16 protein-coding genes and 1 tRNA gene are annotated in these 20,205 nt (G+C 74.1%); 7 read left to right on the top strand and 10 right to left on the bottom strand.

Annotation, left to right across the window (positions count from 1 at the left end; all coding sequences use genetic code 11):
• Nucleotide 1 precedes the first annotated feature (1 nt).
• The 3 genes from EUS26_RS06395 to EUS26_RS06385 are packed head-to-tail and all read right to left on the bottom strand — an operon-like array spanning nucleotide 2 to nucleotide 2,972.
• A complete protein-coding gene (locus EUS26_RS06395) occupies nucleotides 2-508 on the bottom strand; it encodes a DUF3830 family protein (RefSeq protein WP_130012346.1) in 507 nt (168 codons plus the stop codon).
• The gene (locus tag EUS26_RS06390; protein WP_130012345.1) at nucleotides 505-1,977 is read right to left on the bottom strand and encodes an amidase; all 1,473 of its coding nucleotides are present in this window, start codon (nucleotides 1,975-1,977) and stop codon (nucleotides 505-507) included. The genes EUS26_RS06395 and EUS26_RS06390 overlap by 4 nt, the downstream gene beginning before the upstream one ends.
• Nucleotides 1,974-2,972, bottom strand: a complete 999-nt coding sequence (locus tag EUS26_RS06385; RefSeq protein ID WP_130012344.1) for a D-2-hydroxyacid dehydrogenase — start codon at nucleotides 2,970-2,972, stop codon at nucleotides 1,974-1,976. Before EUS26_RS06385 ends, EUS26_RS06390 begins: the two co-directional genes overlap by 4 nt.
• A gap of 65 nt (nucleotides 2,973-3,037) precedes the next feature.
• Here EUS26_RS06385 and EUS26_RS06380 point away from each other — a divergent pair, with 65 nt between their 5' ends.
• Genes EUS26_RS06380 through EUS26_RS06365 form a run of 4 tightly spaced genes read left to right on the top strand, consistent with a single transcriptional unit; the run spans nucleotide 3,038 to nucleotide 7,453 of the window.
• Nucleotides 3,038-3,811 (top strand): maleate cis-trans isomerase family protein, encoded by a 774-nt coding sequence (locus EUS26_RS06380; protein WP_238148835.1) that lies wholly within the window; start codon nucleotides 3,038-3,040, stop codon nucleotides 3,809-3,811.
• Entirely contained in the window at nucleotides 3,808-5,028 is a 1,221-nt protein-coding gene (locus EUS26_RS06375) for a M24 family metallopeptidase (RefSeq protein ID WP_130012343.1), read from the top strand. The genes EUS26_RS06380 and EUS26_RS06375 overlap by 4 nt, the downstream gene beginning before the upstream one ends.
• Entirely contained in the window at nucleotides 5,025-6,236 is a 1,212-nt protein-coding gene (locus EUS26_RS06370) for an aminotransferase-like domain-containing protein (protein ID WP_130012342.1), read from the top strand. Before EUS26_RS06375 ends, EUS26_RS06370 begins: the two co-directional genes overlap by 4 nt.
• Nucleotides 6,233-7,453, top strand: a complete 1,221-nt coding sequence (locus EUS26_RS06365) for a M20 family metallopeptidase (protein ID WP_130012341.1) — start codon at nucleotides 6,233-6,235, stop codon at nucleotides 7,451-7,453. Before EUS26_RS06370 ends, EUS26_RS06365 begins: the two co-directional genes overlap by 4 nt.
• A gap of 218 nt (nucleotides 7,454-7,671) precedes the next feature.
• On the opposite strand, the gene EUS26_RS06360 is transcribed toward EUS26_RS06365, so the two are convergent.
• A complete protein-coding gene (locus EUS26_RS06360) occupies nucleotides 7,672-10,581 on the bottom strand; it encodes an FAD-binding and (Fe-S)-binding domain-containing protein (RefSeq protein ID WP_130012340.1) in 2,910 nt (969 codons plus the stop codon).
• 82 nt (nucleotides 10,582-10,663) lie between these two features.
• On the opposite strand from EUS26_RS06360, the gene EUS26_RS06355 reads away from it, so the two are divergent.
• Nucleotides 10,664-11,422, top strand: a complete 759-nt coding sequence (locus EUS26_RS06355; RefSeq protein WP_130012339.1) for a maleate cis-trans isomerase family protein — start codon at nucleotides 10,664-10,666, stop codon at nucleotides 11,420-11,422.
• The gene (locus EUS26_RS06350; protein WP_202865071.1) at nucleotides 11,419-12,141 is read left to right on the top strand and encodes a GntR family transcriptional regulator; all 723 of its coding nucleotides are present in this window, start codon (nucleotides 11,419-11,421) and stop codon (nucleotides 12,139-12,141) included. The genes EUS26_RS06355 and EUS26_RS06350 overlap by 4 nt, the downstream gene beginning before the upstream one ends.
• Here the strand turns inward: EUS26_RS06350 and EUS26_RS06345 are convergent.
• Nucleotides 12,129-13,586, bottom strand: a complete 1,458-nt coding sequence (locus tag EUS26_RS06345; protein ID WP_130012548.1) for an NAD-dependent succinate-semialdehyde dehydrogenase — start codon at nucleotides 13,584-13,586, stop codon at nucleotides 12,129-12,131. The two genes, EUS26_RS06350 and EUS26_RS06345, sit on opposite strands and share 13 nt — an antisense overlap.
• Before the next feature lie 145 nt (nucleotides 13,587-13,731).
• Here EUS26_RS06345 and EUS26_RS06340 point away from each other — a divergent pair, with 145 nt between their 5' ends.
• Nucleotides 13,732-14,982, top strand: coding sequence for an aspartate aminotransferase family protein (locus EUS26_RS06340; protein ID WP_130012338.1), 1,251 nt, complete (start codon nucleotides 13,732-13,734; stop codon nucleotides 14,980-14,982).
• A 118-nt stretch (nucleotides 14,983-15,100) separates the two neighbouring features.
• Here the strand turns inward: EUS26_RS06340 and EUS26_RS06335 are convergent, their stop codons facing one another.
• From EUS26_RS06335 to EUS26_RS06315, 5 genes are all read right to left on the bottom strand, one after another.
• Nucleotides 15,101-16,846 (bottom strand): BCCT family transporter, encoded by a 1,746-nt coding sequence (locus tag EUS26_RS06335; protein ID WP_130012337.1) that lies wholly within the window; start codon nucleotides 16,844-16,846, stop codon nucleotides 15,101-15,103.
• A gap of 150 nt (nucleotides 16,847-16,996) precedes the next feature.
• On the bottom strand, nucleotides 16,997-17,839 hold the full coding sequence (locus tag EUS26_RS06330; RefSeq protein ID WP_130012336.1) for a CPBP family intramembrane glutamic endopeptidase: 843 nt from the start codon (nucleotides 17,837-17,839) through the stop codon (nucleotides 16,997-16,999).
• A gap of 175 nt (nucleotides 17,840-18,014) precedes the next feature.
• Nucleotides 18,015-18,088 (bottom strand) — tRNA-Pro (locus tag EUS26_RS06325).
• An 84-nt stretch (nucleotides 18,089-18,172) separates the two neighbouring features.
• The gene (gene der / locus EUS26_RS06320; protein WP_238148834.1) at nucleotides 18,173-19,711 is read right to left on the bottom strand and encodes a ribosome biogenesis GTPase Der; all 1,539 of its coding nucleotides are present in this window, start codon (nucleotides 19,709-19,711) and stop codon (nucleotides 18,173-18,175) included.
• Nucleotides 19,708-20,202, bottom strand: coding sequence for a SufE family protein (locus tag EUS26_RS06315; protein WP_130012335.1), 495 nt, complete (start codon nucleotides 20,200-20,202; stop codon nucleotides 19,708-19,710). Before EUS26_RS06315 ends, der begins: the two co-directional genes overlap by 4 nt.
• Between the last annotated feature and the right edge of the window lie 3 nt (nucleotides 20,203-20,205).

Here is a 20,205-nt window from a genome sequence, read left to right as displayed (position 1 = left end):
CTCAGGCCTGGGCGCGCGCCAGCGTCATCGTCTCGCCGCGGGCGCCACCCATCCAGACGTCCTGGCAGGCCTGCGCCATCTCCGGGAGCCCGTCGACGACCTCGCCGAAGACGTTGCCGGGCACCCAGCCCTGGTCGCCGTTGATGAGCAGGTTGTTGCGCCCGTAGAACAGCGCGAGGTCGACGATGCCGCCCTCCCCGGCGGCGCGGTGCTCGCGCTCGGCCTCGTAGCCGTAGGCGGGGTTGCCGAGGTCGGCGCCGTCGAAGGTGAACCAGCACAGGTCGCCGGGGATCGGGGTGACCGTGGTGTTCTCCTTGCCCGGGTCCTCGCCCAGGCGGGGCACGAGGCTGTAGATCTCGTTCCGGGCGTACTTGCCGTGGAAGACCGCAGCGGTGAGCGGCAGCGCGGCCCACACCACGGCGCACGTGCGGGGTGCCTCCTCCTCGAGCAGCCGGGCGCGGCAGGTCACGCCGCGCGTGTCGAGGGTGAGGGTGAGGAAACGGCTCATGGTGCCTCCTGGGTCCGGTCCAGCAGCGGGGGGAGGACGTCGCGCCAGCACGCGCGCTCCTCCAGGGTCCGGCCCACCCGCAGGGCGAGGGCGTCGGCGTGCCGCGCGGTCACGACCTGCACGGCGACCGGCCGGCCGTCGTCGGTGAGCCCGGCGGGCACCGACAGGGCCGGCTGCTGGGTCATGTTGAAGGGGTAGGTGTAGGGGGTCCACGACGTCCACAGCTGGTCGACGTCGTCGGGGCCCTGCCGCGACAGGTCGAAGGCGGGGACGGGCACGCTCGGGGTGAGGAGCACGTCGTGGCGCTCGTGGAAGCGGCCCATCCGACGACCCAGCTCCATGCGCACCGCGGTGGCGTCGAGGTAGTCGGCGGCGCTCACCCCCTGCCCGTAGCGGCGGATCGCCCGCCGCAGCCCAGGGTCGACCTGCTCCAGGGCACCCTCCCCGTAGGCCTGGACGACCTTGTCGGCGCCGGTGAACCACAGCGTGTGGAAGGCCTCCAGGCAGCCGGTGCCCGCCAGCTCGGGGTCCACCTCCTCGACCTGCGCCCCCGCGGCGGCCAGCGCCTCGGCCGCCTCCCGGACGGCCCGGTCGACGGCCGGGTGGTTGACCACCTCGTCCCCCAGACCGAGCCGCGGGGACACGGCGACCCGCAGCCCCTGCACGCCGTCCTCGAGCCCGTCGAGGAAGGAACGCGGCGCCTCCGGCAGGGCGGACCAGTCGCGGGGGTCCGGCACCCCGACGAGGTCGAGCATGAGGGCGGCGTCGGCCACCGAGGTGGTCATCGGGCCGGCGTGCGCGAGGGTGCCGTAGGGGCTGGCCGGGTGCAGCGGCACCCGGCCGTAGGTGGGCTTCAGCGCGACGGTCCCGGTGAACGCGGCGGGGATCCGCACCGAACCGCCGCCGTCGGTGCCGACCGTCCACGCGCCCATCCCCAGGGCGACCGCCGCCGCCGCTCCCCCGCTGGAGCCGCCGGCGGTCAGGCGCGGGTCCCACGGGTTGCCGGTGGCGCCGTGGCGCAGCGAGTCGGTGGTGCCCTTCCAGGCGAACTCGGGAGTGGCGTTCTTGCCGAGGAGCACGCACCCGGCGGCGCGCAGCCGGGCGACCGCCGGTGCGTCCTCGGGCCAGTCCTGCGCCCTCCCCCGGTCGATGAGCCGGCTGCCCCGCAGCGTCGGCCAGCCGCGGGTCAGCAGGATGTCCTTGATCGTCGTCGGTATGCCGTCGGCCGGGCCGAGCGGACGTCCCTGCTCCCAGCGGGTGGTCGCCTCCCGAGCCGCCCGGCGGGCGCCCTCGGCGTCGACCAGGACCATGGCGCGCACGAGCGGGTCGTAGGTCTCGATGGCGGCCAGCGCGGCCTCGGTGGCCTCCACCGGCGTGGTGGTGCCGGCGGCGTAGGCGGCGGACAGCTCCAGGACGGTGGGCCGGGCCGGGTGGCGGGGAGCCGCGCCGACCCGGGCGACGGACGTCATACCCGCACCTGCCCGGACCCGGTGCGCGGGACGTAGCCCAGCTCCTTGTCGACCACCCCGGTCAGCGGCTCGCCCGCGACGAACCGGCGGGCGTTGGCGACGAACTGCTCGGCCAGGGTGTCCCGCCAGCCGACGACGTCGCCGGACAGGTGCGCCGACAGGACGAGGCCTGGCGTGTCCCACACCGGCGACCCCTCGGGCGGCGGCTCCTCCTCCAGCACGTCCAGCGAGGCGCCGCCCAGGTGGCCGGTGCGGAGCGCAGCCAGCAGGTCGTCCTGCACGACGCTCGCGCCGCGCCCGATGTTGACGACGTGCGCCCCCGGGCGCATCGCCGCGAACACCGACGCGTCCAGCAACCCGGTGGTGGCCGGGGTGAGGGGCGCGGCGTTGACGACGTGGTCGGCCCAGCCCACGTGGTCGACGAGCGCGCTGCTCGCGACGACCTCGCCGAGCTCGTGGTCGTCGGGCACCGCGCGGCGTCCGGCCGCCCTGACCTCGCACCCCACCGCGCGGAGGAGGGCGACGGTCGCCCGGCCGATGCCCCCGGTGCCGACCACGAGCACCCGCTGGCCCAGCAGCAGGGTGGTCTCGCGGTGCTGCCACCGGTGCTGGCGCTGCAGGTCCCGGCTCTCGTGCAGCCGCTTGACGTGGGCGAGCACGCTGGCCAGGACGAACTCCGCGATGGGCCGGTCGAAGACGCCCTGGGCGTTGGTGACGACGACCGGTGAGCGGACCAGCCCGGGGAAGAGCAGGGTGTCCACCCCGGCCGCCGCGACGTGGACCCACTCGAGGGCGTCGGCGGCCTCCCAGGCCCGCGCGACGGCCGGGGAGAAGAAGTCCCAGAGGAAGAGCACCCGGGCCCCGGCGAGCGCCTGCGCCAGGCCGTCGGCGTGCACCACCTCGACGTCGAGGTCGTCGGCCAGGTCGGCGAGCTGGGGCGGCGGGTCCAGGCCCGGCGCCGTCAGCACCACGGCTCGTGCGCGAGATCCCGTCACACGGTGACCGTAGAAAGGCCGTGTCGGATTGTCAACAATCCTCCTCGTCAGGCAGGGTGGGTCAGGTGCGTGAGATCCGCGAGGACGGGATCGGCGTCGTCGTGCCCTACGACTTCGCCCTGGACCGTGAGCTGTGGCGCTGGTGCCCCGCGGGCGCGACCCTGCACCTCACCCGGACCCCGCACCTCCCCCTCCCGGTGAGCCTGGCGCAGGCGCGGGCCGTCCGCGCGCCCGGCGCGGTGGGGCAGGCCACCCACGACCTGTCCACCGTGCTGCCCGGCGTCGTGGCCTACGCCTGCACCTCCGGCAGCTTCGTCGCCGGGGTGGAGGGCGAGCGCGCGTTGCGGCAGGCCGTGGTCGAGGCGGGGGCGCCGGCGGCGGTCACGACCAGCGGCGCGGCGGTGAGCGCGCTGCGCGCGCTCGGGGTCGGGAGAGTCTGCGTGGTCACCCCCTACGACGAGGCGGTCACCGACCGCCTGGGGGCGTTCCTCACCGAGGCGGGCGTCCGGGTGGTCTCGGCCGGGCACCTGGGGCTGACCGGCCAGATCTGGACCGTGCCCGAGGAGGTCACCGCCGACCTGGTCCGGGGCACGCTCACCGGCGACGCGGAGGCCGTCTTCGTGTCCTGCACCAACCTGCGGACCTACGACCTGCTGGGGGAGCTCGAGTCCGAGCTCGGCATACCCGTCCTCAGCGCCAACCAGGTCACCCTCTGGCTGGCCCTCGCCGTCCTCGGGCGCGCAGCGGTCGGCCCCGGCCAGTCGCTGGTCGACCGGCACCCCGACCTCGGGGACGAGAGCACCGTCAGCACCACCTCGACCCTCCAGGGAGCACCGTGAGCGAGCTGACCGAGATCACCCGGGCCGAGCAGACGGCCGACCCGCACGCGCTGCGCGCCGAGCACGAGCAGCGGCTGGCCCGGGTGCAGCAGGAGCTGGCCGCGCGCGGCCACGACGCCCTCGTCGTCACCGACCCGGCCAACCTCTACTACCTCACCGGCTACAACGCCTGGTCGTTCTACATGCCGCAGGCTCTGCTGGTCCCGGTGCGGGGCGAGGCCCATCTGGTGCTGCGTGCCATGGACGCCAAGGGCGGCCACCACACCGCGTCGCTGCCGCCCGCACGCATCCACGGCTATCCCGAGCACTACGTCCACCGGCACGACATCCACCCCTTCGAGTGGATCGCCCGTCGGGGGCTCGAGGTGGGTGCCCTGCCGGCCGGGCCGGCCACCGTCGCCCTGGAGATGGACGCCCACTACTTCAGCCCGCGCGCCTACCTCGCCCTCGGCGCCTGCCTGCCGCAGGCCCGGCTGGTGGACAGCCGCGAGCTCGTCAACTGGCTGCGGGTCGTGAAGTCGGACACCGAGATCGCGCTCATGCGGGCGGCCGGGGAGGTGACCGTCCGGGCGATGAGGGTGGCCGTGGACACCCTGCGCGCCGGGGCCCGGCAGTGCGACGTCGTGGCGCAGATCCAGCAGGCCCAGGCGCACGGCACCGAGGCGCTGGGCGGCGACTACCCGGCCATCGTGCCCATGCTGCCGAGCGGCGAGACCGCCGGCACGCCCCACCTGACCTGGGTGGAGGAGCCGCTGCGGCAGGGCGAGGCCACGACCATCGAGCTCGCCGGCGTGCACCGGCGCTACCACGTGCCCCTCGCGCGGACCGTCAGCCTCGGGCCTCCCCCGGCCCGGCTGGCGCAGACCGCGGAGGCCACCGGTCTCGGCCTGGAGCAGGCGCTCGCCGCCATGCGGCCGGGCAGCACCACCGCCGACGTCCACGCCGCCTTCACCCGCGCCATCTCCCGGCACGGGCTGTCCAAGGAGTCGCGCATCGGCTACTCCATCGGCATCGGCTACCCGCCCGACTGGGGCGAGCGCACGGTCAGCCTGCGCGCCGAGGATCACACGGTGCTGACGCCCGGCATGTGCTTCCACGTCATCCTCGGGATGTGGATGGACCGCTGGGGCTACGAGACCTCCGAGTCGGTGCTCGTCACCGACGGCCCGCCCGAGCTGCTTGCCCCCCTCGACCAAGGACTGGTGACCCACCCATGACCTCGACCGCCACGACCCGCCTCCCGCTGGCCTCCCGGACCGACCAGCTCGTCGGCTCGGTCATCGACTCCAGCACCTCGCTGCTCGCCCGGCAGACCCACGACATCGTCCGGTTCGCCATGGGCAGCCCGGCCGCCGAGGCCATCCCCACCGCGGCGCTCGCCGAGGCGGCGCGGGCCGAGCTCGGCACGCCCGCGTCCTTCGACTACGCGGCGACCGAGGGCGACCCGGGGCTGCGGGCCGCCCTGCTGGACATGCTGGAGGGCACCACCGACGCCACCACCGACGAGCGGCTCACCATCACCGCCGGCGGCATGCAGGGCCTGGACCTCGCCGCGAAGCTGTTCATCGACCCGGGCGACCTCGTGACCGTCGAGTCGCCGACCTACACCAACGGCAGCGCGACGGCCCTGGCCTACCAGGCCGAGCTCGCGGAGATCGAGGTCGACGAGGACGGCATGTCGATCGACGCGCTGCGCGCGGCGGTGGACCGGGCCGGGCGCGCACCCAAGGTCGTCTACACCGTGCCGACCTTCCAGAACCCCTCCGGCACCTCGATGTCGCTGGAGCGGCGCCGCGAGCTGCTCGAGGTCGCCCGGTCCTGGGGCAGCGTCGTCCTCGACGACGACCCCTACGGGATGCTGCGCTTCGCCGGCGACCCGGTGCCGAGCCTGCACGAGCTCGCCGACGGTGACCCGCTCGTCTTCTCGGTCCGCACCTTCTCCAAGATCGTCGCCCCCGGCCTGCGGGTCGGCTGGGTCGACGCCGACCCGTCGCTGGGCCAGCTGCTCATCCACGCCAAGCAGTCCATGGACACGTGCACCAACCTGCCCGCGCAGCGCCTGGTCGCGGCCTTCCTGGAGTCCGGGAAGCTGGAGGAGCACCTGACCGTGCAGCGGGAGGAGTACCGGCGGCGCAAGGAGGCCATGCAGCAGGCGCTGACCGAGCACTTCTCCGGGCGGGCCTCGTGGACCGACCCCGAGGGCGGGTTCTTCCTCTGGGTGTCCTTCGGCGACGAGGTGGACACCGAGGCGCTCTTCGAGACCGCGCTGGCCGAGGGCGTGGCCTACATCCCCGGCAACGCCTTCTCCCCCGGCCGCCGCTTCCCGCACGACCTGCGGCTCTGCTTCGCCTCCACCCCGCCGGACCGCATCCGGGAGGGCGTGGCCAGGTTGGCCCGGGCGGTGGACGTGGCGACCGGTCGATGACCGGCGGGGAGGTGACCGCGCGCACCGCGGCCGGGCAGCGGGTGCTCGCGCTCCTCACCGCCGAGCGGCTCGTGCCCCTGGCGCAGGAGCTCGTCCGCGCACCGGGCGCCAACCCGCCCGGCGAGGAGGCCGCCACGGCGCAGGTGCTGGCCGGCCTGGCCGGCGGGCTCGGGCTGACCGCCGAGGTGCAGGAGGTCGAGCCCGGTCGGCCGAACGTCGGCGTGCGCCTGGACGGCGGCGACGGGCCCGGGCTCCTCTTCCTGGGGCACACCGACGTGGTCCCACCGGGACCGCTCGAGGACTGGACCGTCGACCCGTATGCCGCGACGCTCGCCGACGGGCGCCTCGTGGGCCGCGGGAGCGCGGACATGAAGGGCGGGCTCGCGGCGGTGCTGCTGGCGATGGCCGCCGTGCGCGAGGCCGGGGTGCGGCTCACCGGGCCGGTCCTGCTGGACGCGCTGTGCGACGAGGAGCAGAACGGCATCGGCATCCGCCGCTACGTCGAGCAGGCGGCACCCGACCTGCTGGGGTGCGTCGTGGCCGAGCCGACCGACCTGGCGACGGTGGTGGCCGCGCGGGGTGCGTCATACCTGCACGTGGAGGTGCGCGGGGTCGCCGCGCACGCGGGACGGCCCGCGGACGGGCGCAACGCCATCAGCGGCGCCGCGCTCGTCGTCGCCGACCTGGACCGCTGGCACGAGGAGCTGGCGGCCAGGGCGCATCCGCTCGTCGGACCGGCCACGGTCAACGTCGGCGTCATCCAGGGCGGGACGTCCGGATCGGCCGTGCCCGACCTCTGCCGGGTCGAGGTGGACCGACGGCTGCTGCCGGGCGAGCCGATGGACGCGGTCGTCGACGCCGTGCGGGAGAGGCTCACCGCCCTCGACCTGGAGGCGCGAGGGCTGAGCTGGTCGGTGTCCTCCCCCATGGACATGCCGGGCTTCGAGACCGCCCCGGAGGAGCCGTTCGTGCGGACCGTGGACGCGGCGATGAGCGGGGCCGGGCGCGGGCCGGTGCCGTTGCAGGGGTGGACCGCCGCGTGCGACGGCGGCTTCGTGGCGCAGGCGTGGGGCATACCGGTCGTGGTGCAGGGCCCCGGCTCGGTCAACGAGCAGGCCCACCGCCCGGACGAGTCGGTGGCGGTCGACGATTTGCTCCTCGCCGCCCGTGGCTACGCGCGCACCGTCCTGCACCTCCTCGCCCCGGGCCCGCGCTAGCCGCACAGAACACGTCGCCAGCGCACACCGAACACGTCGTCGGCACTCACAGGACGCGTCGTCGGCACTCACAGAACACGTCACCAGCGCACACCGAACACGTCGTCGGCACCCACAGGACGTGCGCGGGGCGCAGACACGACACGTCTAGCGGAAGGCGCGTCCTGTGTAGCGCGAACACGCGTCCGGAGCGCGATGACGGCGCGTCCTGTGTATGCCTACCGCACGTCCTGTGCGGACCCGGCGCCCGCCGCCTGGGTGCGGGGTATGCCGTCGGCCAGGAGCTCGGCGAGGTGGCGGCCGCGGCGCGCGGTGAGGTCGGCGATCTGGGTGCGGCAGGAGAAGCCGTCGGCCAGGACTTCCGTGGCCGGGTCCGCCGCCCGGACCGCCGGCGCCAGCACCCGCTCCCCGATCTGCCGGGACAGCTGCTCGTGGCCGTCCTCGAAGCCGAAGTTGCCGGCCAGCCCGCAGCATCCCGAGTCCGGCACCTGCGCCCGGATGCCGGCGCGGGCCATGAGGGCCCGGTCGGCGTCGAACCCCGTCACCGCGTGCTGGTGGCAGTGCACCTGGACCAGCGCGTCCCGGTCCACCTGCGGCGGCTCCCAGTCGGGCGCGACCTCGGCGACCGTCTCCGCGAGGGTCCGCACCTGCCCCTTGGCCAACGTGGCCAGCGGGTCGTCCGGCAGCAGGTCGACGGCCTCGTGCCGGAACACCGCCGTGCAGCTCGGCTCCAGCCCGACGACGGTCGCCCCCGCCCGCAGCGCCGGGCCGATGGTCGCCAGCGAGCGCCGCAGCACCCGCTGCGCCACCCCCAGCTGGCCGGTGGAGACCCAGGTGAGCCCGCAGCAGACCGGGCCGGTCGGCAGGTGCACCTCCATCCCGGCGTCCTCGAGCACCGCGACCGCGGCCCGGCCCACCTCGGGCGCGAGGAAGGTGGTGAAGGTGTCCGGCCACAGCAGCACCGGGGTGCGCCCCTCGCCCCGTGCGGGCGTGTGCGAGCGCGCGAACCACGAGGTGAACGTCTGGCGGGCGAAGGTCGGCAGCTCGCGGTCGGCGGCGATGCCACCGGCCCGCTTGAGCGGCCCGGCCAGCCGGGAGCCGGTCAGCGCGTTCGTCACGCGTGGGGCCAGCGCGGCGCCGCGGGCCAGGGCCGGCAGCCAGCCCATCGACCAGTGCGAGCGCGGGCGGGCCCAGGGCCGGCCCTGGTAGTGCTGGTGGGTGAACTCCGCCTTGTAGGACGCCATGTCGACGTTGACCGGGCAGTCGCCCACGCACCCCTTGCACGACAGGCACAGGTCGAGCGCGTCGTGGACCTCCTGGGCCCGCCAGCCGTCCGTGATGACGTCGCCCTCCATCATCTCGAAGAGCACCCGGGCGCGCCCGCGGGTGGAGTCCTTCTCCTCGCTTGTCACCTGGTAGCTCGGGCACATCACCCCGCCCGAGGTCTGCACGCACTTGCCCACCCCGACGCACCGCCGCTGCGCCTGGGCGAAGCTGCCCGCGTCCGCGGAGAAGGCCAGCGTGGTGCGCTGCGGGAAGCCCTGCGCGTGGCCGTGCTGGCGCAGCGCGGCGTCCACCGGCGGCGGGTCGACGATGACGCCGGGGTTGAGCCGCCCCTGCGGGTCCCACGCCCGCTTGACCTCGGCGAAGATGGCGGTGGTGTCGGCGCCGTACATCCGCTCCAGCAGCCCGCCCCGCGCCCGGCCGTCGCCGTGCTCGCCCGAGACCGACCCGCCGAGCGAGACGACCAGGTCGGTGGCCTGCTCGAGGAAGGCGCGGTAGTCGCGCACCCCCGCGTCGGTGACCAGGTCGAAGTCGATCCGCAGGTGCATGCATCCCTCGCCGAAGTGCCCGTAGGACGCGCCCGAGTAGCCGTAGCGCGCCATGAGCTCGTCCAGCGAGGTGAGGTAGTCGCCGAGCCGCTCGGGCGGCACCGCGGCGTCCTCCCACCCGGCCCACGCCTCGGCGCCGTCGGCCCGCCGCGTCGCCAGCCCGGTGCCGTCCCGCCGGCACCGCCACAGCACGGCCTGCGCACCCGGGTCGGTGACGACCGCCGCGCTGCTCCCGGGTATGCCGTCGCGCACCGCCTCGGCCACGGCCGCCGCGCGGACGCGCGCCTGCGCCTCGTCCTCCCCGGCGATCTCCACCAGCAGCCACATCCGTCCCGGTGGCAGCCCGGCCGCCTGCGCGGCCCGGCGGGTGTCGTCCGGCAGCCGCTCGACCAGCGTGGCGTTGATCGACTCCATCGTCAGCGGCTCGTGCGGCAGCACGGTCGGCACGCTGCGCGCGGCCGACACGGCGTCCGGGAAGCCCAGGGTCAGCAGCACCACGGACGGGGGGGTCTGCGCCAACGACACGGTCGCCTCGAGGGTCGTGGCGAGGGTGCCCTCGCTCCCGCAGAGCAGCCGGGCGAGGTCGACGCCGCGGTCGGGGTGCAGGTGCTGCAGCGCGTACCCGGAGATCTGCCGGGAGAAGGTGCCGAACCGGCGGCCGATGAGCGTCGCGTTGTCGCGGCCGATGCGAGCGAGCTCGGCGTGCACCCCGGTCAGCGCCGGGTCGGGCGCGTCGCCCGGTGCACCGCCCGGCCCGAGCGCGTCCACCCGGGCCTGCTCCCCCGCCGCCGTGAGCACCCGCAGGCTGCGCACGTTGTCGGCCGTGGTGCCCCACGCCACCGAGTGCGCGCCGCACGCGTTGTTGGCGATCATCCCGCCGAGGGTGCAGCGGCTCGCCGACGAGGGGTCGGCGCCGAAGGTCAGGCCGTGCTGCTTCGTCGCCGCCACGAGGTGGCTGAGCACGACCCCGGGCTGGACGGTCGCCGTCCGGGCGACCGGGTCGATGTCGAGCACGCGGTCGAGGTGTCGCCGGACGTCGACGACGACCCCGCCGAGCGCGTTCCCGGCCATCGAGGTGCCGCCGCCGCGCAGCGCCACCGGCGCCCCCGCGTCCCGCGCGAGAGCCAGGGCCGTCACCAGGTCCTGCTCGTCCCGCGGCACGACGACGACGTCCGGCACGACGCGGTAGTTCGACGCGTCGGTCGCGTAGAGCGCCCGCGACAGCGCGTCCGCACCGACCGTCCCCCGCAGCTGCGCGTCGAGGGTCCGGGCGAGCCGGGTGACGTCGTACTCCATCGGTCCTCCTGCGGGTGATGATTGTCTACAATCTAGTCCTCGGCCGGCCGACGACGGACGGCCGCCGTCGACAGGGGCGAGTGTGAGCACGATCGGGATCCTCTATCCGGGGCACAGCGCGGAGGACGACTACCCGTGGGTGGAGGGGCTGCTGCGCGAGGCGGGGTATGCCGTGCGCCTGCCCGTCGTGCACACCAGCGTCGGCGAGGACGCGCACCGCGTCGACGCCCTGCTCGACCTGGGCGGGAGCGCCCGGCTGGCCGACGGGGCGGACCGGCTGTCCGCCACCAGCCCCTGCGACGCGGTCGTGTGGGCGTGCACCTCGGGCAGCTTCGTCTTCGGCTGGGAGGGCGCGCACCAGCAGGTGGCCGGGCTGGCGGCGCGCACCGGTCTCCCGACGACCTCGACGTCGCTGGCCTTCGTCCGGGCGGCCCGGCGCCTGGGGCTCACCCGGGTGGCGGTGGCCGCGTCCTACCCGCACGACGTCGCTACCGCCTTCGTGACCTTCCTCGGGCGGGCCGGGATCGAGGTGACCGCGCTCGGCAGCCACGACATCGTCACCGCTGCCGAGGTCGGCACCCTGGGCCGCGCCGAGGTGGTCGCCCTGGCCGGTGGCGTGGACCGGGACGGCGCCGAGGCGGTGCTCGTCCCGGACACCGCGATGCACACCCTCCCCTGGCTGGAGGAGCTCGAGGCCGAGCTCGGCACCGTCGTCCTCACCGCCAACCAGGTGAGCCTGCACGACGGGCTGGCCCTCCTCGGCGAGGTGCCGGCGGTCCCCGGCCTGGGCAGCCTCTTCGCGCGACACCACCCGACCCGTCCGGACGGAGCCACCCGATGACCCACCACCTGCGCCCCGTGCCGGCCACCTCGCTCGAGCCGGTGCCGCGGGAGTCCACGCCGAGCATCGTCGCGGCCCGCATCCGCGAGGCGATCGCGAGCGGCGAGATCGCGCCGGGCAGCCAGCTGGGCGAGGTGGAGTACGCCGCCCGCCTCGGGGTCAGCCGGGGCCCCCTGCGCGAGGGGCTGCAGCGGCTCACCCAGGAGGGGCTGCTGGTGGCGCACCGCAACCGTGGCCTGTTCGTCGTCGAGATGACCGACGACCGGGTGCGCGACCTCTACCTGGCGCGGGCCGCCGTGGAGCGGGCCGCGGGTGACCGGATCCACGAGGACGGCCCGGAGGAGACCTGCGCCGCGCTGCTGGCGGTCGTCGACGACATGGCGGACGCCGCCGCGACCGGTGACGTCCGCGAGGTCAGCCTCGCCGACGTGCGCTTCCACCAGGTGCTCGTCGACCGCGCGCACAGCCCTCAGCTGTCCCGCTTCCACGCGACGCTGCTCACCGAGACCCGGATGTGCATCCACCTGCTCGAGCCGACGTATGCCGTGGACGAGGAGCGGGTCGGTGAGCACCGGCAGATCGCCCGGTCGTTCCTCGAGGCCGAGCCTCGGCACACCGACGCCCTGCTCGTGCAGCACATGCGCGACGCGGTGCGCCGGCTCACCGGGTCCTCCCGCGGCAGCCTCGGCCCGCCGGTGGCCGGAACTCAGCCCTCCTGAGCGGGCCGGGGTCCGGCGATCCCGACGTACTTCATCTCCAGGAACTCCTCGATGCCGACGGCGCCGCCCTCGCGGCCGAGGCCCGACTCCTTGACCCCGCCGAAGGGCGCGGCCGGGTTGGACACCACGCCCTGGTTGAGGCCGACCATGCCCGTCTCGAGCGCCTCGGCCATGCGCAGCGAACGGTCCAGGTCACGGGTGTAGACGTAGGACACCAGGCCGAAGGGCGTGTCGTTGGCCAGCCGCACCACCTCGGCCTCGGTGCTGAAGGGCGTCAGGGGCGCCACCGGGCCGAAGATCTCCTCGCTGCCCATGCGGGCGTCCGGCGAGACCCCGGTGAGCACGGTGGGCGGGTAGAACCAGCCCTCCCCGTCGGGGACCTCGCCGCCGGTCAGCACCTGCGCCCCGCGGTCCACGGCGTCCTGCACCAGGTCACGCACCTTGTCGCGGGCCGCCTCGTCGATGAGCGGGCCGACCGTCACGCCCTCCCGGGTGCCCGGCCCCACGGTGCGGGCCGCCATCTGCGCCGAGAGCTTCTCGCCGAAGGCCTCGGCGACCGACTCGTGGACGTAGATGCGGTTGGCCGCGGTGCAGGCCTCGCCCATGTTGCGCATCTTCGCCGCCATGGCGCCCGCGACGGCGTCGTCGAGGTCGGCGTCCTCGAAGACGATGAACGGGGCGTTGCCGCCCAGCTCCATCGAGGTGCGCATGACCCGCTCGGCGGCCTGCTCGAGCAGGGCCTTGCCGACCTTGGTCGAGCCGGTGAAGGACAGCTTGCGGGCCAGCCCGGAGCGGATCATCGGCTCCATGACCGCGCCGGCGTGGGTGGTGGTCACGGCGTTGACGGCGCCGGCGGGCACGCCGACCTCGGCGAGGATGTCGACGAGCGCCAGCATCGACAGCGGCGTCTGCTGGGCCGGCTTGATGACGCTGGTGCACCCGGCGGCGATGGCCGGCCCGATCTTGCGGGTGCCCATCGCCATGGGGAAGTTCCACGGCGTGATGAGCAGCGCGGGGCCCACCGGCTGGCGCATGAGCAGGAAGCGCCCGTCGCCGGCGGGCGACCTCTGGTAGCCCCCCTCGATGCGCAGCGCCTCCCCGGCGAAGTGACGCAGGAACTCCGCGGCGTAGGTCACCTCGCCCTTGGCCTCCGCCAGCGGCTTGCCCATCTCCAGGGTCATCACCAGCGCCAGCTCGTCGGCCCGGTCCATGACCGCCTGGTATGCCGCGTTCAGCCAGTCCGCGCGCTGCCGCGGCGAGCTGGCCGCGAGCTCGGCCTGCGCCTCGGCGGCGGCCTCGAGCGCCCGCATACCGTCCTGCGGCCCGGCGTCGGCGACCCGCGCCAGGGTGCGCCCGGTCGCCGGGTCGGCCACGTCGAAGCGCTCACCGGAGCCGGCCGGCACCCACGATCCGCCGATGAACAGGTCGGTCGGCACCTGGTGCAGGGCGGGGTCCTGGTCGGGACGCTCGTCCTCCCTGCCCCGGTCCTGCGACGTCCCTGCTGCGGTGGGTCCTTCGGCGCTCACGACGGCCTCCTGGTGATGCGGTACGTTCGGATTGTCAACAATCTATCAATCGCAGGAGTCGACCGTGGCGCACCTCAGCCCGATGCTCAAGCAAGCCACTCCCGTCATCGCCGACCGCGGCGAGGGCGCCGTGATCTTCGACGAGCAGGACCGCCGGTACCTGGACTTCACCGCCGGCATCGGCGTGACCAGCACCGGTCACGCCCATCCGGAGGTGGTGGCGGCCGCGCAGGCGCAGGTCGCCAAGATCATCCACGCGCAGTACACCACGGTCATGCACCGCCCGCTCCTCGACCTGGTGGACCGGATGTCCGAGGTGCTGCCCGAGGGGCTGGACTCGATGTTCTTCGCCAACAGCGGGTCCGAGGCGGTGGAGGCCGCCCTGCGCCTCGCGCGGCAGGCGACCGGCCGGCCCAACATCGTCGCCTTCCACGGCGGCTTCCACGGCCGCACCGTCGCCGCGGCCTCGCTGACGACCTCGGGCACGAAGTTCCGCTCCGGCTTCGCCCCGCTCATGCCGGGCGTCGCGGTCTCCCCGTTCCCGAACCCGACGCACTACGGCTGGAGCCAGGAGCAGGCCACCGACTTCGCGCTCCGCGAGCTGGACCACCTGCTGCAGACGGTGACCGCCCCCCAGGACACGGCGGCCTTCCTCGTCGAGCCGGTCCTCGGCGAGGGCGGGTACGTCCCCGCCTCGGCGGCGTTTCTCGCCGGGCTGCGCGAGCGGGCCGACCGGCACGGCATCCTGCTCGTCGTCGACGAGGTGCAGACCGGCTGGGGTCGCACCGGGCGCTTCTGGGGGCACGACCACTTCGGCGTCTCCCCCGACGTGCTCATCACCGCCAAGGGCATCGCCTCGGGCTTCCCGCTCTCCGGGATCGCCGCCTCGCAGGAGCTCATGGGCCGCGCCTGGCCCGGCTCGCAGGGCGGCACCTACGGCGCCAACGCGGTGGCCTGCGCCGCGGCGCTGGCGACCCTGGACGTCATGGAGCGCGAGGACCTCGTCGGCAACGCCGCCGCGCGGGGCGAGCAGCTGCGCGGCCGCCTGCGCTCCGCCGCCGACGGGTATGCCGCGATCACCGACGTGCGCGGCCTCGGCCTCATGCTCGGCTCGGAGTTCCGCACCGCGGACGGAGAGCCGGACGGCGCCACGGCGACCCGCGCCCAGCAGGCGGCGGCCGAGCACGGCCTGCTGCTGCTCACCTGCGGCGCCTGGGGCCAGGTGGTGCGCTTCATCCCCGCGCTGGTGGTGACGCAGGAGCAGGTCGACGAGGCCGGCGACCTGTGGCAGAAGGCGCTGGCCGACGTGCTCTGACACCCCCCGTCCGCGGCCCGGAAGCAGCGGAAGGACGCGGGATCGGGCGCGACCAGAGCCCGTGAGCATGACCGGAGCCCGTGACCACCTCGTGGTGGTCACGGGCTCCGGTCGTGGGTCAGGACCCGGCCGTGGGCTGCCTGCTGTCGGCGTCGGCCTCGGCGTCGGCGTGGTCCTCGGCGTCGTCCTCCTGCGGTGCCGGGACGCCGTTCTCGGCCTCGGCGCGCTGCCGGGCGGCCTCCTCCCGCTTCCGCTCGTCCTCCTGCTCGATGATCTCGATCTGCTCCTGGGGGCTGACCGTCGGGTCGCCGCGCTCGACCCGCTTCTTCTCGGCCCGGAGGCCGGCGAAGAGGGCCGGGATCATCGCGAAGACGAGGATGAAGATGGGTAGCCCGACGACGGTGATGACCTCCTGGAGCGCCGGGATGGCCTCGTCGCCGCCGAGGACGATGAGCAGCGCGGCCAGCGCCCCGAGGCAGACCGCCCAGAAGACGCGCTGCCCGACCGGACCCTCCTCGTTGTCACCGCTGCACAGCATGTCGATGACCAGGGCGGCGGAGTCGGCGGAGGTGGCGAAGAACAGCGCCACGATGACGACGACCAGCCCCTGCAGGAGGGTGGTCAGCGGGAAGCTCTCGAAGAAGGTGAACATCGCGAGCGGCACGCTCTCGGCCACCGCCGCGGAGATGGGGCCGCCGTCGCCGCCGATGCCGTCGATGTTCATCGCCGACCAGCCGAAGATGACGAACCACACGAGGGTGAACAGCGAGGGCGCGACCAGCACCCCACCGACGAACTCGCGCACCGTGCGACCCCGCGAGATGCGGGCCAGGAACACGCCCATGAACGGCGCCCAGGTCACCGTCCACGCCCAGTAGAAGACGGTCCACCCGGCCTGCCAGCCCCAGCCGTCGGCCTGGGTGGCGTTGGCCAGGGCGTCGTTCCAGAACGCCAGCGAGGGCAGCGCGGCGAGGTAGTTGCCCGCGCTCTCGATGAGGGAGCGGAGCAGGAAGACGGTCGCCCCACCGGTGAAGAGGACGAAGAGCATCATGCCCACCGCCATACCGATGTTGAGGTTGGACAACCTCTTGATGCCCTTGTCGAGCCCGACCGCCACCGACACGGTCGCGACCGTCGTCAGCACCGTGATGACGAGGACCCGGACGAGCACGCTGTCGCCGACCCCGGTCAGCTCGGACAGACCGGCGCTGATCTGCGAGGTGCCCAGGCCCAGGCTGACAGCCAGCCCGAAGAGGGTGCCGAGGACGGCGAAGACGTCGATCGTCTTGCCGATCGGGCCGTGGATGCGGTCCTTGAGGAACGGGTAGAACACCGAGCTGACCCGCATCGGCAGGTCGTAGCGGTAGATGAAGAAGCCGAAGGCCAGGCCGGGGAGGGTGAAGATGGCCCAGGTGTGCAGCCCGAGGTGGTAGAGCGCGACGTTCATCGCGTCCTCCGCCGCCTGGGCGCTGTAGGGCTCCACCCCCGGGAACGGCGGCGTCGTGAAGTGCGAGATGGGCTCGGCGACGCCCCAGAACATCAGGACGGTGCCGATGCCGCCGGCGAAGAGCATGGTGAACCAGGACACCCGGGTGTAGGCGGGGACCTCGTCGCCCTTGCCGAGCCGCAGGTCGCCGTACTTGCTGCTGGCGATCCAGACGAGGAAGATGAGCCACACGGTCACGCCGAAGATGAAGAACCACCCGAGGTTGGTCGTCACCCACGTGCGGGCGCTGGCGAAGCCGTCACCGATACTGGCGGGGAAGAGGAGCAGCAGGGCGAGGATGATGACCATCAACCCGGCCGAGGTGAAGAAGATCTGAGGGTTGGTCTTCAGTCCCAACCGACGTGCGAGGTCGTCCACGGTCGTCTCCTTGGGTCGCGCACGGGCAGCTCAGTATGCTGATTGTCTAGTTGTCGACAATGCGACCATAGCGAGACTGGGGCGGCATGGCTAGCCTCGCCCCGGCACGGCGAGGCTTCCCGACGGGGGATGACGACGGTCTGGGGCACCTCAGCGCAGCACGAGCCCCAGCAGCACGGCGGTGAGGACCAGCGTCTGGACGCTGTGCACGCAGATGCCGATCAGGGCGCTCCGGAACCGCCTGGCGGGCCACGAGACGATGACGGTGTCCAGCAGGTTCACGGGGATGGACCACGGGGTGTGGAGGTGGTAGGCGGCGAAGAGCAGACCGTTCACCAGCCAGTCCCGCGTCCCGAAGGCGCCACGCATCCGGGGCAGCAGCAGGCCGCGGAACAGCAGCTCCTCCCCCAGCACGGTGTTGAACACCATCATGACGACGACCACCGCGAACCAGGCCCAGTTGCCGGCGAAGAACTCCTGGCCGGGGACGGACTGCAGGAAGAGGCCCAGGTCCCGCCGGACCGGCGCAGGGAGCGTGGGCAGCTCCTCCTGCGCGGCGACGAGCAGGACGCAGGGGACGAGGACCCACCACAGCCGCCCGCCCCGCCGGCCGGTGCGCGGGTGGCGGGGGCTGCGGAGCCAGAGCGCCTCCCTGAGCACCGGCCAGCGCAGCGTCCCCTGCTCGCGGCGGATGAGGACCATGACGAGGACGAACTGCCAGACCAGGCCTGCGGTGAGGCACAGCAGGATGGCCCGCGGCCACGCGCTCGGCCCGTCGAGGAACGACGCCAGCAGCGGGGCACCCACCCAGGCGAGCAGCGCCATCGGCAGCGCGGCACCAGCCCACGTGCCGAGGATGCGGCGACGGGAGTACTGCGGGACGGGGCGCGGCTGACGGCCGCGCCGCACGGCATCCGTGGGTCCCGGCGCAGGACGGTGCGAGGGAGGGCGCGGGGCAGGGTCGTGGAGCGGGCTGGTGCGGTAGGGGGCCATGCCACGACGCTAGGGAGACCACAGGGGCGAGCGCGTCGTCGGAAAGGCCCGACTCTCCGGGGCCCGTCGGAGGACGCGTTGGTCCTCCGTCGGGAGGACGACCGCCGCCGGGAGGACGACCGGGCACACGAACGGCCCCGGCACAGCGTGTCCGCTGGCGGGGCCGGTCGTCCGGTCGGGCTGACAGGATTTGAACCTGCGACCCCTTGACCCCCAGTCAAGTGCGCTACCAAACTGCGCCACAGCCCGTGGCGTCACCGCCGCGGCGGCAACCTGCGGAATATTACCCCACCGGGGGGCCCGGTTCCGAACCGGCCGGGCGGGTCCGGACCGTCAGCGCCGGCGCTTCTCCCGCACCCGCACGGAGATCTCGATGGGGGTCCCGGCGAAGCCAAACTGCTCGCGCAGCCGACGCTCCAGGAAGCGCCGGTACCCCGCCTCGATGAAGCCGGAGGCGAAGATGACGAACTTCGGCGGACGCGTGTCGGCCTGCGTGGCGAAGAGCACCCGCGGCTGCTTGCCCCCGCGGACCGGGTGCGGCTGCCCGGCCACGACCTCGCCGAGGAAGGCGTTGAGCCGGGCCGTCGGGATCCGGCGGTCCCACGAGGCCAGGGCGGTGTCCAGCGCCGGCACCAGCTTGGCGACGTTGCGTCCGGTGGCCGCGGAGATGTTGACCCGCGGCGCCCAGGTGATCTGGACCAGCTCGCGCTCGATCTCCCGCTCGAGGTAGTAGCGCCGCTCCTCGTCCAGGGTGTCCCACTTGTTGTAGGCCACGACCAGGGCCCGGCCGGCGTCCACGACCTGCTGGATCACCCGGATGTCCTGCTCGGCGATGGGCTCGGAGACGTCGACGAGGACGACCGCGACCTCGGCCTTCTCCAGCGCCGCCTGGGTGCGCAGCGAGGCGTAGAAGTCGGCGCCCTTCGTCTGGTGCACCCGCCGGCGGATACCCGCGGTGTCGACGAAGCGCCATACCCGGCCGTCGTCCCCGAGCTCGATGAGCTCGTCGACCGGGTCGCGGGTGGTGCCGGCGACCTCGTCGACGACGACCCGGTCGCTCCCGGCGAGCTTGTTGAGCAGCGAGGACTTGCCCACGTTGGGCCGGCCGAGCAGCGCGACGCGACGGGGCCCACCCCGCTCGTAGACCCCGGCGACCGCGGAGGTCTCCGGCAGCACGTCCAGCAGCGCGTCCAGGACGTCGCCCGACCCGCGTCCGTGCAGCGCGGACACCGGCCAGGGCTGGCCGAGACCCAGGCTCCACAGCATCGCCGCGTCCGCCTCGAAGCGCTGGTCGTCGACCTTGTTGGCGACCAGGACGACCGGCTTGCCGGCCCGGCGCAGCAGCCGCACCACCTGCTCGTCGGTGTCCGTCGCGCCGACGGTGGCGTCGACGACGAACATGACGACGTCGGCCAGCTCGACGGCGACCTCGGCCTGCTCGGCCACCCGCAGGTGGATGCCGGTGGCGTCGACCTCCCAGCCGCCGGTGTCGACGAGGGTGAACCGGCGCCCGGACCACTCGGCGTCGTAGGCGACGCGGTCCCGGGTCACCCCGGGCACGTCCTCGACGACGGCCTCACGGCGGCCGAGCACCCGGTTGACGAGGCTGGACTTGCCGACGTTGGGCCGACCGACGACCGCGACGACCGGCCGCCCGCCCACGGCGTCGTCCTCGTCGTCGGCCGGCTCGCCGCGCTCGACGAGCGCCTGGTCCTCCTCGGACAGCTCGAAGTCGACGAGCCCGGCGCGCAGCGCCTGCTCGAGCGCCTCGTCCTGCTCGCTCGGCTCGAGGTCGGGCAGCGCGTCGGGGTCACCGCCGGTCCACTCGACCTGCACGTCCCCGTCGTCGGGCGACCCGGTGGGTCCGCTCATGCGCTCTCCTGCCCGGCCTCGGCGGTGCGGGCGTCGTCGCGCAGCCGCACCTGTCGCTTGATCCGGCTGAGCATGCCGACCATGCCCCGCATGCGCAGCGGGGAGACGGCCTCGGCCAGGCCGAAGCGGTAGGGGGCGTCGTCCGGCACGTCGAGGACCTGCCGGGCGGGCAGCCCGTCCAGGCTCTCGTGCAGGATCCCGGCGAAGCCACGGGTGGTGGGCGCCTCGGCCGGGGCGTCGAAGAACAACCGGACGGTGTGGTCCGCGTCATCCTCGACCTCGACGGCCAGGAAGAGGGGCGACTGGCACTCGTCGACCCGCTCCATGGTGTCCAGGCTGCCGTCGTAGCGCTCGGGCAGGGAGGGCAGCTCGCGGGACAGCTCGAGCAGCAGCTGCAGGCGCTCGGCCTCGCTGACCGCGTGGAAGTCCTCCGCGAGCTCGGCCATGGCCTCCGGCAGGTCGCTCCGGTCGGTGTCGGTTCCGGTCGGCATCCC

The organism is Serinicoccus sediminis (assembly GCF_004153545.1).
In the GTDB taxonomy this organism is placed as follows: Bacteria; Actinomycetota; Actinomycetes; order Actinomycetales; family Dermatophilaceae; genus Ornithinicoccus; species Ornithinicoccus sediminis_A.
This window is presented reverse-complemented; position numbering and strand designations above follow the sequence as displayed.

Bases quoted from the DNA above. Each gene is read 5' to 3' on its own strand.
- EUS26_RS06395 (WP_130012346.1), bottom strand. From the start codon at position 508: ATGAGCCGTTTCCTCACCCTCACCCTCGACACGCGCGGCGTGACCTGC.
- EUS26_RS06390 (WP_130012345.1), bottom strand. From the start codon at position 1,977: ATGACGTCCGTCGCCCGGGTCGGCGCGGCTCCCCGCCACCCGGCCCGG.
- EUS26_RS06370 (WP_130012342.1), top strand. From the start codon at position 5,025: ATGACCTCGACCGCCACGACCCGCCTCCCGCTGGCCTCCCGGACCGAC.
- EUS26_RS06365 (WP_130012341.1), top strand. From the start codon at position 6,233: ATGACCGGCGGGGAGGTGACCGCGCGCACCGCGGCCGGGCAGCGGGTG.
- EUS26_RS06360 (WP_130012340.1), bottom strand. From the start codon at position 10,581: ATGGAGTACGACGTCACCCGGCTCGCCCGGACCCTCGACGCGCAGCTG.
- EUS26_RS06350 (WP_202865071.1), top strand. From the start codon at position 11,419: ATGACCCACCACCTGCGCCCCGTGCCGGCCACCTCGCTCGAGCCGGTG.
- EUS26_RS06330 (WP_130012336.1), bottom strand. From the start codon at position 17,839: ATGGCCCCCTACCGCACCAGCCCGCTCCACGACCCTGCCCCGCGCCCT.
- der (WP_238148834.1), bottom strand. From the start codon at position 19,711: ATGAGCGGACCCACCGGGTCGCCCGACGACGGGGACGTGCAGGTCGAG.
- EUS26_RS06315 (WP_130012335.1), bottom strand. From the start codon at position 20,202: ATGCCGACCGGAACCGACACCGACCGGAGCGACCTGCCGGAGGCCATG.